14 protein-coding genes are annotated in these 14,623 nt (G+C 64.1%); 8 read left to right on the top strand and 6 right to left on the bottom strand.

What is annotated here, in order from left to right; translation table 11 throughout:
- Positions 1-131 precede the first annotated feature (131 nt).
- The gene (locus AB0I43_RS28730; protein WP_357432907.1) at positions 132-1,247 is read left to right on the top strand and encodes a hypothetical protein; all 1,116 of its coding nucleotides are present in this window, start codon (positions 132-134) and stop codon (positions 1,245-1,247) included.
- The gene (locus AB0I43_RS28725) at positions 1,241-4,375 is read left to right on the top strand and encodes a TIR domain-containing protein (protein ID WP_357432906.1); all 3,135 of its coding nucleotides are present in this window, start codon (positions 1,241-1,243) and stop codon (positions 4,373-4,375) included. Before AB0I43_RS28730 ends, AB0I43_RS28725 begins: the two co-directional genes overlap by 7 nt.
- Before the next feature lie 578 nt (positions 4,376-4,953).
- On the opposite strand, the gene AB0I43_RS28720 is transcribed toward AB0I43_RS28725, so the two are convergent.
- The 4 genes from AB0I43_RS28720 to AB0I43_RS28705 all read right to left on the bottom strand — a co-directional run bounded on the left by AB0I43_RS28720 (position 4,954) and on the right by AB0I43_RS28705 (position 7,511).
- On the bottom strand, positions 4,954-5,250 hold the full coding sequence (locus AB0I43_RS28720) for a hypothetical protein (RefSeq protein ID WP_357432905.1): 297 nt from the start codon (positions 5,248-5,250) through the stop codon (positions 4,954-4,956).
- Positions 5,247-5,711 carry a hypothetical protein gene (locus tag AB0I43_RS28715; RefSeq protein ID WP_357432904.1) on the bottom strand — a complete coding sequence of 155 codons (465 nt, stop codon included), beginning with the start codon at positions 5,709-5,711 and terminating at the stop codon, positions 5,247-5,249. Before AB0I43_RS28715 ends, AB0I43_RS28720 begins: the two co-directional genes overlap by 4 nt.
- Positions 5,708-6,091, bottom strand: coding sequence for a TIR domain-containing protein (locus tag AB0I43_RS28710; protein ID WP_357432903.1), 384 nt, complete (start codon positions 6,089-6,091; stop codon positions 5,708-5,710). Before AB0I43_RS28710 ends, AB0I43_RS28715 begins: the two co-directional genes overlap by 4 nt.
- Before the next feature lie 70 nt (positions 6,092-6,161).
- The gene (locus AB0I43_RS28705; protein ID WP_357432902.1) at positions 6,162-7,511 is read right to left on the bottom strand and encodes a toll/interleukin-1 receptor domain-containing protein; all 1,350 of its coding nucleotides are present in this window, start codon (positions 7,509-7,511) and stop codon (positions 6,162-6,164) included.
- Between the two features lie 333 nt (positions 7,512-7,844).
- Here AB0I43_RS28705 and AB0I43_RS28700 point away from each other — a divergent pair, with 333 nt between their 5' ends.
- The 3 genes from AB0I43_RS28700 (at position 7,845) to AB0I43_RS28690 (ending at position 11,007) form a co-directional block, all read left to right on the top strand.
- Positions 7,845-8,732, top strand: coding sequence for a DUF4231 domain-containing protein (locus AB0I43_RS28700; protein WP_357432901.1), 888 nt, complete (start codon positions 7,845-7,847; stop codon positions 8,730-8,732).
- Between the two features lie 820 nt (positions 8,733-9,552).
- Positions 9,553-10,113 (top strand): hypothetical protein, encoded by a 561-nt coding sequence (locus tag AB0I43_RS28695; RefSeq protein WP_357432900.1) that lies wholly within the window; start codon positions 9,553-9,555, stop codon positions 10,111-10,113.
- A gap of 102 nt (positions 10,114-10,215) precedes the next feature.
- Positions 10,216-11,007, top strand: a complete 792-nt coding sequence (locus AB0I43_RS28690; RefSeq protein ID WP_357432899.1) for an MIP/aquaporin family protein — start codon at positions 10,216-10,218, stop codon at positions 11,005-11,007.
- On the opposite strand, the gene AB0I43_RS28685 is transcribed toward AB0I43_RS28690, so the two are convergent.
- Positions 10,995-11,720 (bottom strand): hypothetical protein, encoded by a 726-nt coding sequence (locus AB0I43_RS28685; protein WP_357432898.1) that lies wholly within the window; start codon positions 11,718-11,720, stop codon positions 10,995-10,997. The genes AB0I43_RS28690 and AB0I43_RS28685 overlap by 13 nt on opposite strands.
- A gap of 66 nt (positions 11,721-11,786) precedes the next feature.
- Complete coding sequence (locus tag AB0I43_RS28680) at positions 11,787-12,356, bottom strand: hemerythrin domain-containing protein (protein WP_356980624.1); 570 nt, start codon at positions 12,354-12,356, stop codon at positions 11,787-11,789.
- 174 nt (positions 12,357-12,530) lie between these two features.
- Between AB0I43_RS28680 and AB0I43_RS28675 the strand changes: the two genes are divergently transcribed.
- The 3 genes from AB0I43_RS28675 to AB0I43_RS28665 all read left to right on the top strand — a co-directional run bounded on the left by AB0I43_RS28675 (position 12,531) and on the right by AB0I43_RS28665 (position 14,610).
- Positions 12,531-13,148, top strand: a complete 618-nt coding sequence (locus AB0I43_RS28675) for a class I SAM-dependent methyltransferase (protein WP_357432897.1) — start codon at positions 12,531-12,533, stop codon at positions 13,146-13,148.
- A 32-nt stretch (positions 13,149-13,180) separates the two neighbouring features.
- Entirely contained in the window at positions 13,181-13,753 is a 573-nt protein-coding gene (locus AB0I43_RS28670) for a TetR/AcrR family transcriptional regulator (protein ID WP_356980627.1), read from the top strand.
- 71 nt (positions 13,754-13,824) lie between these two features.
- Entirely contained in the window at positions 13,825-14,610 is a 786-nt protein-coding gene (locus AB0I43_RS28665; RefSeq protein WP_356980628.1) for an SDR family oxidoreductase, read from the top strand.
- The last annotated feature ends 13 nt before the right edge of the window (positions 14,611-14,623 follow it).

Raw genomic sequence — 14,623 nt, 5'->3', positions numbered from 1 at the left:
GGCAGACATCCGAGTCGGCACGGCTCCGCTCGAGCGGAGCGGGTTGAACCGGTCGATTGCCCAAGTGTGAGGTTCGGTAGGCGATGCTTTTTCGGAGCGTCTCAGGGCGTCCTAGTGTCGGACTGTGTTCCGTGCTTGTCGCATTGGTCGCCATAACCCTCGTTTCATCGTGTGGTAATGAGGATCGTGGAGGTCGGGAGCTGGAGACCAAACGTGGGTTCGCGATCTTGTCGAGTACGAGGGGGCTCAGCCTCACCGATGGCAAGTCCGTTCGGGAGTTGAAGGCATTCCGGACAGAGGCAGCCAACTGGAACGGCACGTCCGCGGTTTGGCGAGACGCAAACTCCGCTGTCGTTATTTCCGGCGGCACGATTGCGATAGTAACCGCCGACGGTGAGCGAGTTACGGCGCCGTGCGTCGATTGTCGCGGACTGGCTGTCCACGGCACGACGGTGGTCACCGCGCGAACAAACTTCCGTGCCGGCGATGGGTTCGACCTTGTTGAACTCGACGGCAACTTGCGGGAGATCCGGTCGACTCCGGTACAGCGCGTGAACGAGCGGTGGCTCGGCGTGCGCAATGCCGACGACGTGCGACCGCCGGAAGTCGTAGCCGCTACCGCGGACGAGGTATATGTGAGCTACATATCTCGATCGGGCGGAGCTCGGCACGGACCAGAGATTATCGCCAAACATTCCCGGGATGGAGATCTGCGCGCGTACACCCTGGTAGATGGAAAACAGTTCGGCCACGCCGTTTCGCCGGATCTCCGATATCTCGCCGTGGCAGCCGGTGGATCTGGTGGGGCTTGTGTTACGACCGCAAACCTACGGGTCATCGATCTGCACGAAATGCGCGAGTTGGACACCTACCCTGACCGACCTCTCGAACATATGACGGCGACAGGATCGCTGTCCGAACCGTGGTTCTATGCAGAGGATGTTCGGTGGGTTGCGGGACACGTGGAGGTCACCGGCCAGGTGCACACCCTTCGGTCCGACGAGAACTGCGATCCCGCGCCGCGGTCCTGGACGCGGCGGTACAGCGTCGAAAGTCGGCAGTTTACAGACATGCTTGCAGCCCCCATACGTGCGGCTCGCGTCATCGGGCCTAGCTGTACGGACCTGATCGGCTACTCCGGAATTGACAGTAAGCGCGTCGTGGTCGCTGTATCGGATGGAAAGCACATCGAATTAGCCACGAGCGCAGGGATCCTCGCGGCGACAGCAGGGAGCCTGTCGTGTTGAACGAAGATGAACAGGTTGTGGAAGAACAAGCGACGAGATACGACGCCTTCATTTCCTATCGGTCTGCGGTCTCGGCTAAGCCCGCTCGCCAGCTCCAGCGCGCTTTGATTGCGCTTTCGAAAAGGCACCGGACCGACGGCGGTGCAATCTCGCTCTTTCTCGATACACATTCTCTTGTGGCAGGCGAACTCGGTGTAGAAATAAGGCGAGCGCTGGAAAATTCGCGATCGCTGATCGTATTGCTGGGGCCCGGCACCAACCGGTCGCCGTGGGTTGATCGGGAGATTCAGCACTGGCTCGAGAACGGTGGCGACAAGTCGAGGCTGTTCTTGGTCCGCCATGACGAATCCGTGAATTTGAAGTGGGACGAGGACAGACAGAATTTCGCCGAACCGGATGCACTGCCCGCCATGCTGTCCGGCTTGTTCGACAGCGAGAGAAAGTGGCTGGAACTGCGGAGTTCGCTGACCGGAACCGATGAGACCGCTCTGGTTGGCTTGTATGCCCCGGTGGCGGGTATCCGGCCCGAGGACCTCCTTCTCGCCGAGGCGGACTTTCAGCAACAACGGCAGCGGCGCACCAGAATGGTCGTCTCGGCGCTGTCCATTCTGCTCGTACTCTCACTGGTCGCAGGCGTCGTCGCGGTCTTCAGCTGGCAAACTTCTGAGGAGAACCGGGTCCGCGCCGACCGAGAAGCGGTACAAGCCAGGGCGGAAGCCAACGCTGCTCAAGCGCTGCTCGCAACCGAGGATTCCGCGGCACTTGGCATTCGTCTCGGGGTGGAGGCTGCCGAGGCATCTTCGAGTGCAAGTGTGCGCGCGGCCCTGTTGGCAGTGGCCGACTCCAGCGCTGTACTCGAGCATGCATTCGAATTCCCCCGGAGCGAAGCGGGTTATCCAGGTACAGGCGTCGCATTTTCGGCCGATGATGCCCGCCTGTTTGCCTGGGGGCATGCGGCAAACCGGGCGGAGTCGTACATCGTCGGCTGGGATCTCGAGACGGGACGCCAACAATTCGGTATCCGACTGGATGTTCCGGCACTCTCTGAGGTTGCCGCGGTCGCGCCGGACTGGGTAGCGGGTTGTTCGGATACCGGCCCCGTCCTGATCAGCACCATCACGCGCGACGTGCGCAAGCTGGCACCGGACTGGCAGCAAATGAGCAGGTGCACACTGCATGTTTTTGGGGGCGGGATGGCGATAGTGACGCGAGAGAAGGAGGGTACACAGGGCAGGTCGTACTTCCTGAACCACGCGGGAGAAGTCAGCGAACTGGCGGGTATGTCGAGCATCGCGGTCCGACAGCACGCATCCTCGGCGATCGTTTCGGGGCCAGGTGGCATCGCGGCTTTGCGAGCAGCTGGAGTGACGTTGTTGAGCGATCAACCGGCGGGCACCGTCGATGTGCTGGACAACGCGGGCGGTTTCGCTGTACGCGCCGACGAGCGGCGATGGGTGATTGGGCGCCCGCAAGGAGAAAAATACGAACTTTCCGAACTTTCGGCAAGCCAGGAAGCTGTTGATTCCGCGCCGGAACTCACCCTTAGCGGGCTCACCGGTGCGCTGGCGGAGGTTGCCGCAGACGGCACGGTGCGTATGGCCGGATCCGCTGAATACGGACAGGTCGCGAGCGACGGCCGCCTCGACAAATTCAATCACGCCACTGATATCGAGCCTGTGGAGGACGGTTTCGTCGTCGTCTACCGTGACGCCGCCTTTGTCGTGTGGCCGCCCGGGCGACACGCGGACCCACCACTGGTGAAGTATTTGCCGCGCGAAACCTGGCGGGTGCTGCATGCGGGGTGGAGCATGGCTGCCGCGCGAACGGGGCAGACAGCGGTGATCGGATCATGTGCCGACCGAGACAAGATCTACCTCCGTGACAGCAGCAATCCGTCGACAGTTTGGATGATCGGTTCCGACGAGCTGGCAACGAAGATCGAGGACTTTGTCGCTGCCGGATCCGAATGCGGGGTCGTGGCAGCCTCGGAAGGCATACGATTCAAGCCCAAATATCATTTCGAGGATAGCAATCTGGTATTGCGGAAGAACGCGGCGTTCGACGCTGTTGCGATCGGTGCAGCCGAATCCAAGATCGCGGTAATCCAGGCGGACCTCCCCATCGAGGTGTTGTCCACCAACGGATCCGCGAATAAGCCCTGGGGTGCGAGGCAATTGCCACAGCCTGAGGTAGCGACCGCCCTCGGTGATAGTCGAGTGGTGTTCCACAAAGGAGCGGTTACAGTACGACGGGACGGTGCAGTGCAGCGATGGCGAACCACTGTTCCCAGTAAGGTGCTCGCCGTACACCCCGCCGGCCGGGAGATCCTCGCCATCGATAGTAAACCCGCCGCGCGCCCTGTTTTCGTCACAGATGAAGGGGTGGAAGACGAGGCGGACCTCGTATGTGCGACGACGCCTCTCGGATACATCCCTCACCCCGGCTTCCAATCATCCAAAAAAGCTGCGGCACAACCTCTCCTGGTTGCCGATCTGGCTCGTGGAGTGATCGATTGTCGTACCGGCAGGCTGATCGACGCGATGGAACCGAGTCGGATCGTGGACTACGGAATCACCGAGGACGGGGGGCGAATTCTCTGGCGCGACGATAACGAACGTCTGCAGATAACTGATTGGCGCGCCGCGGATAGTCAGGTGCGGAATAGGGCCGCGCCCGACGAGATCAGCAGGCCCGGAGCGCAGGTCTTCGCTACCAGCGACATGATCGCCGGAATCGCCCAGGGCGAGGGACTACTTCGGATATTTCGTACCAACGGCAATGGTTGGAAGCATCAGTCAACCGTTCCCATGATGCTGCGAAAACTAGCTGGGATCGCCCTCGCCGACAACGGTACGCTGGCCGTGGTGGTGGCCGAGAACGCTGCCTTCGAGATTTTTGACACCGCGACCGGGCGCCGCTTGGTTACTGGTCATCCGGAACTCATTGGCAACGATCAACCAGAGCGCATCTCGGTCACCGAGTCCGACGGATTTCTGACCATTCTGGTGTATCGGAAGGGTGATATCACCGCGAAGATCGGAATCGAAGTGCCGATCACTGTGTCGCTATTGGTAGGGCAGCTCTGTACCGCCTATTCTGCTCCCTTGTGCAATGGGCGCAGCAATTGATGATAGGGGAATTGCGATGTCGCTTTGGCTCATCCGGTGGTATTCCGGCTCGACCTAAATCTTGAGCTCGGGATGATTGCCCTCATACTCGACACAGATTAAGTGCACGCCACTAATCAGGACATATGCCCAGATCCGGGATAGTTCTTCAGGTATCTCACTCGTTCTTGTCCTGATAGGGCGGTACCGGCTTGGCGGCACGCGGTTGCGATGAAATCGCCACCGACCAGTCCCGCGATCTTCCAAGGCCGCACGCTGTCGCGCGGCGTCACTTCTAGTACTAGTGCGCACTTCGGGCCCGAGCGGTATGCGGCGACGATCAGCCGATCCAGCACCGGGGGACGGCCACCCGGCCGACCCCTGCGCCGCCGGTTCGCTCACTGATCGGCCCGTTCGGGAATCGCGCGGGCTCACGTTCCAGGATGCTTGACGAAACTTGGCCTGACGTCCATCGATTATTTCGAGGTGCCGATCGTTTGGCTGCCCGCTTCGCCATCGAGAGGCCAGTAAATGACTGGTAACGCTGGTCTCAAGACAGTGCTCTGCGTCGGACTCGAGAAGAGCGCGACCTGTTGTGCTCAGTGATCACCGTTCAATTGAGCTGCAGTACGCCTAATTGCGTGCAAGAACGGCAAATCTTCGTCCTGCACAGATGGTGCCAGCTCGTTGTACGGCACCAGTGCAGAATGCGAGCGATCTTTCACCTGCATCCACGCAGCCCACGCGTCGTGAACGTCCTCCGCTGTGGTCGATTCCCCTTTGACTCGTGCGAGGAGTGCGTAGAGGACAAACAGCGCGTCGGCTCCGTCCGGCGGCGAAGCCTCCCGTGACAGGTTGTCGCGGATCCGATTTGCGATCGTATCGAGATAGGTCATCCTCGAAGTCTCCCTACGAAGAGCAGCACGTGCACTGCCATGAACACGAACGGGACACGGCGTTCGCTGACGCCCAGCTCAGCGTAGCGGGCGCGCCATGACCGCACAGGGTCCCGCCTGAGCGCCGCCCACTCGTCGGAGAATACCCGTACAGGCAGCTCCTCCTCGATCTTGTTGATGACCTCAAACTTCGCTCGGTTGAGGTCGCGGTAGCTCTTGAGCTGTAGCCACCAGGTCGCGGAGAGGGCGAGACCTGCGACTGCGACAGCGACCGACGCCCATAGTGATTTCGTGAGGCGTGGGTCAGCAAGCCCCAGCACCGCGACGAACGCCGTCTGTACTGAGAGAAAAAAGGAGTTCGCGGTGCCTCGGCGTGCGGATACGCGGTCCGCCATCTCCACGGCCAGCTTGTAGAGATCGAGTACCTGGCTCGGGGGCGTGGGTCCAGTGGGATTGTTCACCTAGCTCCGCCGATTAGTAGTTTGAGATTGGGCCAGGTCCAGTCGTACATGTTGTCGCTGACTCGCGCTGCGGCCGGCTTGGTGCATTCCTTCCGGTCATAGCCCTTCAGTAGGAAGTAGCCGATCGACTCGTCCCGCGTGATCTCTAATTCGGTTGAAACGCCTGAGGCAACGTGCGTGTGCTCACCGCACATGACAATAACGATGTCGCATGCACGGATTCTCCGCCGCGCCTTCATTTTCCAGTCCCACGACGGTTCCTTGATCGACCAATCATGAACGGCAAAGGGAGAGTCTGTCTTTCTGGCCTGGCTTATCAGGGCTTCTTTCAGGAACCTGTCGTAGTCGTAGTCGAAGCTGACAAACACTCGCTTGGCCATCGCGTCTCCTGAACGGTCGATAGAAAATATGGTAGAAATTATCGGACTCTAGTCGCAAAAATCGTGATCCTTATGGTTGATCCCGGAGAATCCTGCTCCACGATGCCATCTGCTCGGCGTCGATATCCAAGGGGCCCTGCAACCGTTCCAAACCCTGCAATATGCTCTCCACTTCGGCCGCTGTCGGTCTATGGGTGCGCACTGCGGCGAGGTGAGCTTGTGCCGCCACCAGATCACCGCTGACGATGGCTGCGGTGGCTGCCGTGGCCTCGGTCCAGAGATTCCGTTCTGCAATCCGATTGATGATTGCGAGCGCTCTCCCGTATGTTAGAGCGGCATCCGACTTGCGCCCGAGTTGGAGCTCTGCGTTGCCGAGCAGGTCTGCAAGGTAATATGAGTTGGAGTTCTTGGCGAAGGCTGCCGAATAGACTTCGCGGGCCTCCGGTATGTGCCCCTGCGCTCTGAACCATCGGCCCTTGAGCGCCGCGCATTCGACATTCGACGCAAAAGCGTCTGGGGCGAGGCTTGCGATGCTCTGCAGGACCTGGTCGGTGTCTGCGTAGTTCCGATCGGACAGGTAAGTCTGGCCGAGAGAGCGCAGAATGAATAGGTCACGCGGCGACAGCTTGCGGGCCATCTCGAACTGTGCGGCCGCCTCCCGGTAGTTTTTGGTCGCCAGATACAGTTCCGCTAGCCTTCGATGAAGCCGGATATCGATCGGGTTCTGCTCGATGCCATGGCCTTGACCGAATGCTACGAGAAGCCATTCGTGGAGCTGCTTTACCTCGGAAGCCCTGCCATCGGCGGCCAATGTGTCGAGTCGCTCGCACCATTCGCTGACGATCGGCTCGCTCGGCGTCAGCGGAGCCGTCCGCAACGCCTCGGCCACTGTATCGAGCCACTGCATCGCTACGGAGTCCACCCTCTGGGCAGCTCTGATGGTTGCAGTCCTATCGCCGCTGAACTGCTCTACGAATTCGTTGAGCAAGAGTTTGACGTCGGGAAGCGAATCACCGCGCGCAATGTGGGCGTGGCTGTTCGCGAGCGGCGAAGGGACGTCGCTCATCCCGATCTGAAAGGTGATCGGGCGAACGGTGCGCAGCTGTGCCGCCGGTGCGGCCAGTACAGCCCCGAAGACAGCGCCGGCTTCCCATAGCACCCATGGCTTGCGCACCGATGTCGGCGTGAGGACCACCAGGGTGACAGTCGCCGTCTGAACATGCTTGGCGATCCACTGAAACCAGTCCTCGCCGAACTTGACGCTGCTGCCCAGTTCGCGACTTGTGGAGTATACGACCGTGACGGCGCCGACGCCGAAAAGCGACTTGACCGCATCGTCCACCGCATCGGCGATCGCCTTGTCGGACTCCGTGTGGCTTATGAAAATGATGGGTCTGTCCGGATCTGCTTCTGTGCTCATTCCCCAATCCGTACTCTCATGATCATACGGTTCCACCGGGGATCGTAACCCCAACGGGAAGCTGTCAAGGAGCGAACGGGCTGTAGCGACCGTACGGTACGAATCGTGGTGTATCGCTGCGCGTTTGGCGCTGGAGCGGAGGACGCCGGGCGATCCCTCGATCCTCGGTCTGGGCCAAGGAGCTCGGCTCATCACTAAAGCTCACCGCTCAGACGGAAAGTGTCCTCCGCCCCGGCTACTATCGCTGAACCGCGGCTAGTCGCGGGACTGCGAAGTGATCTCGGTGGGGGACGTATGCGTCGGCCCTGCCGTGCCCGACCCTATGGAGACCACATGGCAACCGGACTACATGATGAGGATCTCCCAGGCTTCTGGCATGACGCCGATCTGGCGTCGACGTCTGCGCAGCGAATGTATCTGCGACTCACTAGGATTCGGTTGATCGGCACGATCGCGGCAGCGATTGGTGGCGCTTTGTCTTGGTCACTCGGTTTTGTGGACCTGTGGGGCGTGTTCGCGATGGCGGGATTCTGTGCGGCCTTGACCGCAGAGATGGCTCTAACCCTCCTGCATCCGGAGCGCGACTGGTACGCAGCTCGCGCCTTGGCTGAGTCCTGTAAGACGCTTGCTTGGCGCTACGCTGTCGGCGCTGAGCCGTTTCGAATCGAGGTGAACTCCGTTGCGGCACATGCTGTCATGGCTGGTCGACTGTATGATCTCTCTCGGCAGGCAGGAGGAGCGATCGCGATCGGCGGCACGGCCACCGCAGTCGTGACCTCTGGGATGGAGACGCTGCGGGGGTCGGCGTTCGACGACCGGAAGGGTGCCTACATCGAGCAGCGGACGCGCGCGCAGCAGAGTTGGTACGCCGAAAAAGCCTCTGTAGCAAGGCGGTCCGCGAAGTTCTGGCGAGTTCTCCTCGTGATCGCAGAACTGATCGGATTGATAGCGGCAACCCTGCGCACCGTCGGCGCGATTCGTTTCGACTTGCTGGGAATAATCGCCGCGCTCGTAGGCGCGGGCTCGGCGTGGTTGGCCGTGCGCCAGCACTCCGCCAAAGCTGCAGCGTATTCTACCGCTGCCAATGAATTAGCTATTCAGGTCGGCCGCCTTGCCGACACGGTAGAGAGTGGTTGGTCGGAGGCAGTGAACGATGCTGAGGAGGCGATTAGTCGCGAACACGCGCTGTGGCTGGCATCGAGGTCTTCAGGCTCGTCCTGACATAGGTAAGGACAACTGATTCGAATACTTCTATCCTCCTGATGCATTAGCATCGCGAACGGATCTTGGCGGAATCGATCGAGACCAACGGGTACTCCCGAGCAAATGCCAGATGCATGAGGCATTGCCGATGTCAGGTTCGGTGAGACCCGTACCGCAGTGTCGAGGCTGTCTCCCGACGCCTGGGGTCAACCTGTCCTGTGCTCTCGTGGTCCGTGGCGTGGCAGCCGAACCGCTGAAGGATTTGAACCCCTGGCTATAGTGGTGGACGACACGACGGCCCGACGGCGTAGTTCTTGGCGCGGTGTTGATGTTGGGCTGAGGACTCGCCACGGCCACAGTGGTAAATTCGCACGAGGGATGCGCAGGCCCGGAGCGATCGTTCGACGTCCTCAGAGAGCCCACTGAATCGACGGTCGAAGCGGAGTCCCTGGATCGGCGCGGCCAGCTAGCGCATGTCGCAGGTTCTGATGTGCTGGGGCCGCCTTAGCGGGCAGGTCGGCCGACATGCCAGAGGCAGGGATCGGAGATTTGCGTGGATGAGCAGCACCAAATCCGATCCGTTACCCTGGTCGCTGCTAGAGAGATCGCTCGAGGTTAGGAAAACATGGGAAGCACCGCGCTCGATATTGTCGCATTGATCACCAACCGCGCTGCGGCATTCTGGAATTGGCTGGCCACCGGCTCCGCGGGATTCCCTCCGCTGTGATGCCGCGCTGACCAACTCTCGGCGAAACCCCCTGGTCTGTAACTCATTCGAGGACAACGGACGGGGGGTTTTCTCATGCGCGGGCGCGTCGGCCGACGTATGTTGTCGAGCATGAGCATCACCGAGCGGGTCCGGCCCCCGCGCTGGTTCTCCGTCGCCATGGGTCTGCTCACGCTGGTGGTGGCCGTGCTGTGCCTGGCGCTGTGCTGGGTGCTGGCGGCGCAAGGTGGGTTCGTGACCAAGGCGCTGCTGTGGGCGGCGCTGGTGGGGGTCGGGCTGGTCACCTCGGTGCTCGGGCTGATCGGGCTGGTCCGCTATCACGCGATCCAGTTGTGCCTGGCCGCGCCGCTGCTGATCGGGGCGCTGGCCGCGCTGGTCTGGTACGGCGTGCCGGAGCGGGCGGGGTGGGAGGTTTCGCGCGGGATCCTCGAGGATCAGTCGACCGAGTGCGCGAATCCGGGGGATCGGACCCGCCTGGGCGTCTACGTGATCCGCTATATCGAGCGCCGGGACGGCGGCTGCCTGTTCTACACCGACGGCTCCGATCTGGACCGGTCGGGATTCGCCTATTTCCCGAACGCGGGGCCGCCGACGCTGGGTATGCCGCAGGGGCCGGGCATCGGGTACGAGGCGTTCGACGGTCCCTGGTATCGATTCACCGAGAAGTCCTGAATTTTCCGCTCGCCGGAGCGTGTGCTGAACGATTGCTGTGCGTTCTTCCGGTTACTGTCGATGCGCTGTTTCTATCAGGCGGTCGCGCGGAATGGAGGAGCGGTGGGTCTCGGAACGGTGTTCGTCGGTGAAGCCGTCGGTACGGCTGTGCTGGTCCTGCTGGGCGCGGGCGTTGTTGCCAATGTATTGCTGGTGAAGTCGAAGGGCTTCGACGGCGGCTGGCTGCTGATCAACTTCGGCTGGGGTCTGGGTGTCATGGCGGGCGTGTACCTGGCCTTCAAGACCGGGGCACATTTGAATCCGGCTGTCACCCTGGGCATTCTGTGCAGCGGCGCGAAGGTCTTCGCGCCGGGTATCGCGGTGACCTTCGCTGCGACACTGACCTATATCGCGGCCCAGCTCGCCGGCGCTTTCGTCGGCGCCTGCCTGGCCTACCTCGCTTACAAGAAGCATTTCGACGCCGAACCCGACGCAGCCAAGAAGCTCGCGGTCTTCGCCACCGGGCCCGAAATCCGGGACTATCGCTGGAATCTGCTCACCGAGATCATCGCGACCTTCGTGCTGGTGATCGTGGTGCTGTCCTTCGGTCACACGCCCTCCGGGCTCGGCCCGCTCGCGGTCGCCCTGCTGGTCGTCGGCATCGGCGCCTCGCTCGGCGGGCCCACCGGCTACGCCATCAACCCGGCGCGCGATCTCGGCCCGCGCCTGGCGCACGCCGTGCTGCCGGTCGGACGCGCCGCGCGCACTCCGGTCGCGGTCGGCGCGCATCCGCAGGCAGATCCGGGCGCGGCCCGCCCGGCGAGTGCTAGCGACTGGAGCTATGCCTGGGTGCCGGTGCTCGGGCCCGCGCTCGGCGGCATCCTGGCGGGCCTGGCCTCGCACTACATCTTCTGAGCGCGCGGCTCGATCCACAGCGCTTCGGCGAGCGCGCAGAGCTCGCCCTCCGGCGTGGCCACCGCCACACCGACGGTGTATTTGCGGCCGTCCCGATGCGCGGCCCAGGCGTAGGAGACGTAGTCCGCGCCAACGGAAATCGGCCGTAGCCGGGTGCCGGTGAGCGCGGCGGTGACCGCTCCGGCGCGCATGCCGTGCATGGTCATGGCGGCCCAGCCGCCGGGGCAGTCCAGCAACGCCCAGACCTGCTCGGTGGGCAGGACGCCGTCCGGCCCGGCCAGCAGCGGGTCGGGGGTCCACGCGCCGGCGATCAGATCGCTGCCGGGCAGTTTCGAGGTGAACAGGCGCATGCCCTGGCCGGGTGCGCACTCCGCGCCGCAGCCGTAGCAATCCGTGCGCGGGCGTTCCAGCGCCGCCGCGGACGCTTCGCGCGCCTGCGCCCAGGACGGCGCCGCCGGCGCGACGAGGGTGACCGTGGCCTTCGCGGTCTCGACGAGCAGCCGTCCGTCGGCGTCGACCAGCGCGCGCTGACCGGACTCGGTGGCGGTGATCGTCAGCGGGGTCTCGACCGGGACCGGCGCGCGGAAGTCGACGCGCAACTCGGTGGGGTCGGCGGAGCTGGCGGCGAGCAATCCGGCCACGTAACCGCCGAAGGCGACCTCCGGATAACCGTGGGCGTAGCCCGGAATCTCGATCGCCGCCACCACACTCATACCCGAACCTCCACGCTCCGCTACCGGATCGACAGTACCGAGCGTGGATGCGAGTGCTGCCGCCGGTCAGCTCCGCTTCAGGCTGCCCACGCTCAGCGACCCGGGCGCGGGGCCCGTCAACCGCTGCTCGACCGCGCGGACGTAGCCTTCGGGGTCCTTGTCGACCGCGTCGACGCCGGCGTAGTTGCGCGCCTCGAAGGCGGCGAAGTCGACGGCGAGCTGATGGCGGCGCGACAGCTTGGCCAGACGCCGGAAGTCGGTGAGGCCCTCGCGTTCCTCCTCGGCCATGTGATCGCTGTTGGCCAGGTTCGCGGCCGCGACCGCGGCGTACCAGTCGTCGGTGCCGACGGTGTGCCGGGCCACCGCGGCGACCGCGTCGCGGATCTCGTTGTGGTCGTCGATCGCGTCGAGGGTTTCGTCCTCGACTCCGCTCGCCTTGCGCGCGGCGATGCCGACCTGCAGCAGAGCGGGGTAGAAGATCTCCTCCTCGGCGAGCGCGTGCAGTTCGAGGAAGGCGGCGAGCCGGTCCCAGATCGCGGCGAGTACGTCGGTCTGGCCGGGGTCGATCTGCTCCAGGATCGCGAAGAGCCGCCGCTGCTCCCGGTGGTCGTCGAGGATGAGCTCGGTGATGTCCACAATTCCTCCCTGATAAGGCATTTCAGGTCAGTCCCGGGCGCGGGCGCACACCGGCGCGGCCCTCGATCCGACGATATCCCACCGGGCGCGGCCCAAACGTCAGCCTGCTGGCACCGGCCAGTCCTGATCGGAGGTGGCACAGTGAACGAGGGGGCCGAGCGAGGAGGAGCAGGCATGAGCGGACGTACCCCGAGTCAGTGGGAGGAGCGCACCGCGGCCGATCCCGCGCATTCGACGTGGTACGTGGAACGGTTCCGGAAGCTGGCGGCCGAGGGCGCGGACATCGTCGGCGAGGCGCGGATGATCGACGCGATGCTCGCGCGCGGCAGCCGGGTGCTGGACGCGGGCTGCGGCCCGGGCCGCGTGGGCGGGTACCTGCATCGGGCCGGGCACGCCGTGGTCGGGGTGGACGTCGATCCGGTGCTGATCGCCGCGGCGGAGCAGGATCATCCGGGCCCGGACTGGCTGGTCGGCGATCTCGCGGAGCTGGATCTGCCGGCGCGGGGGATCGCGGCGGACTTCGACCTGATCGTGTGCGCGGGCAATGTGATGACGTTCCTGGCGCCCTCGACCCGGGAAGCGGTGCTGTCCGGCTTCGCGCGCCATCTCGGCCCGCGCGGCCGGGTGGTGACGGGCTTCGGGGCCGATCGGGGGTACGAGTTCGCGCAGTTCCTGGCCGACGCCGCGGCCGCCGGACTCGAGCTGGATCTGCGGCTCGCGACGTGGGATCTGCGCCCCTTCGCCGAGGATTCGGATTTCCTGGTGGCGGTGTTCTCCGCGCGCAATATTTGACCTCAGGTTACAAAATACGTACTGTCGACCGCGTGGCACGCACTAAAGGCTTCGATCCCGACGAGGCGGTCGACAAGGCGATGGAAGTGTTCTGGCGCAAGGGATATGCCCGGACCACCCCGCAGAACCTGGTCGACGCGATCGGCATCGGCCGGGGCAGCCTGTACAACGCCTTCGCCGGCAAGCACGACCTGTTCGAGCGTGCCCTGCGCCGCTATCAGGCGCGGGTCACCGCACCCCTGATCGATCTGCTGGACGGGCCCGGCTCGCCGCGTGAGCGGGTGCGGGCCGCGCTGACCATGGTGCTCGACGCGGCCGGCGCCGACGCGCGCGGTTGCCTGGCGGCGAACACCGCCGTCGAGCTGGGCACCGCGGACGAGTCGGTCAACCTGCTGGTCCGGCGCATTTTCGACCGGCAGCACGAGGCCTTCCGGGGTGCGATCGAAGAGGGGCAGCGCGCGGGGGAGTTCGCCGCGGATCTCGACTCGCGCGCGGCGGCCACCTTCTTGCTGACCACGATCAACGGCATGCGGGTGCTCGCCAAGGCGGACCCGCGTCCGGAACGCCTCGCCGGGCTGGTCGAAACCGCCATGCGCGCTTTGTAATTCACACCCGCATGAGCCGGCGCCGTCGTCTGCGCTTATTTTGTAACTGTAGTTCAAGAAAAGGATGTGTCGTGGATCTGCACCTGACCGGAAAGACCGCCGTCGTCACCGGCGCCAGCAAGGGCATCGGCCTGGAGATCGTCCGGGCGCTCACCGCCGAAGGCGTGCGCGTGGTCGCCGCCGCACGCACGGTGACCCCGGAACTGGCCGAACTCGACGCCACCGCGGTGACCGTCGACCTGAGCACACCCGCCGGGGCCCTCGGCCTGATCGACCAGGCCGAGGCGGTCCTGGGCGACATCGACATCCTGGTCAACAACGTCGGCGGCGTCGTGCCCGGCAGCGCCGACGCCGCGGGCTTCCTCGAAGTCACCGACGCGGCCTGGCAGCAGACCTACGAGATCAATCTCTTCGGCACGGTGCGCGTCACCCGGCGCGCGCTGCCCGGTCTGCTGCGGCGGCGCGGCGTGATCGTCAACATCTCCTCGATCGGCGCTCGGGCCGCCTACCATCCCGTCGACTACGGCACCGCCAAGGCGGCGCTCAACAACCTGACCAAGGCGCTCGCCGAGGAGTTCGGCGGTCAGGGGCTGCGCGCGCTCACCGTCTCGCCCGGTCCCACGCGCACCCGCAACTGGTCCGAACCCGACGGGTACGCCGCCGACGTCGCGGCCCAGGCGGGCCTGACGCTGGCCGAGTTCCTGGCCCAGGCGCCCGCCCGGATGGGCATCACCACCGGCCGGCTCACCGAACCGGAGGAGATCGCCGCGCTGGTCACCTTCCTGGTCTCCAGCCGCTCCGGAAACCTCACCGGCGCCGACTACCTGGCCGACGGCGGGGCGATCAAGACCGTGTAGCCGCGTGCGACGG

The organism is Nocardia sp. NPDC050435 (assembly GCF_040655395.1).
Classification (GTDB): Bacteria; Actinomycetota; Actinomycetes; order Mycobacteriales; family Mycobacteriaceae; genus Nocardia.
The sequence above is the reverse complement of the archived record's forward strand: the minus strand, read 5'-3'. Positions and strand labels throughout refer to the sequence as shown.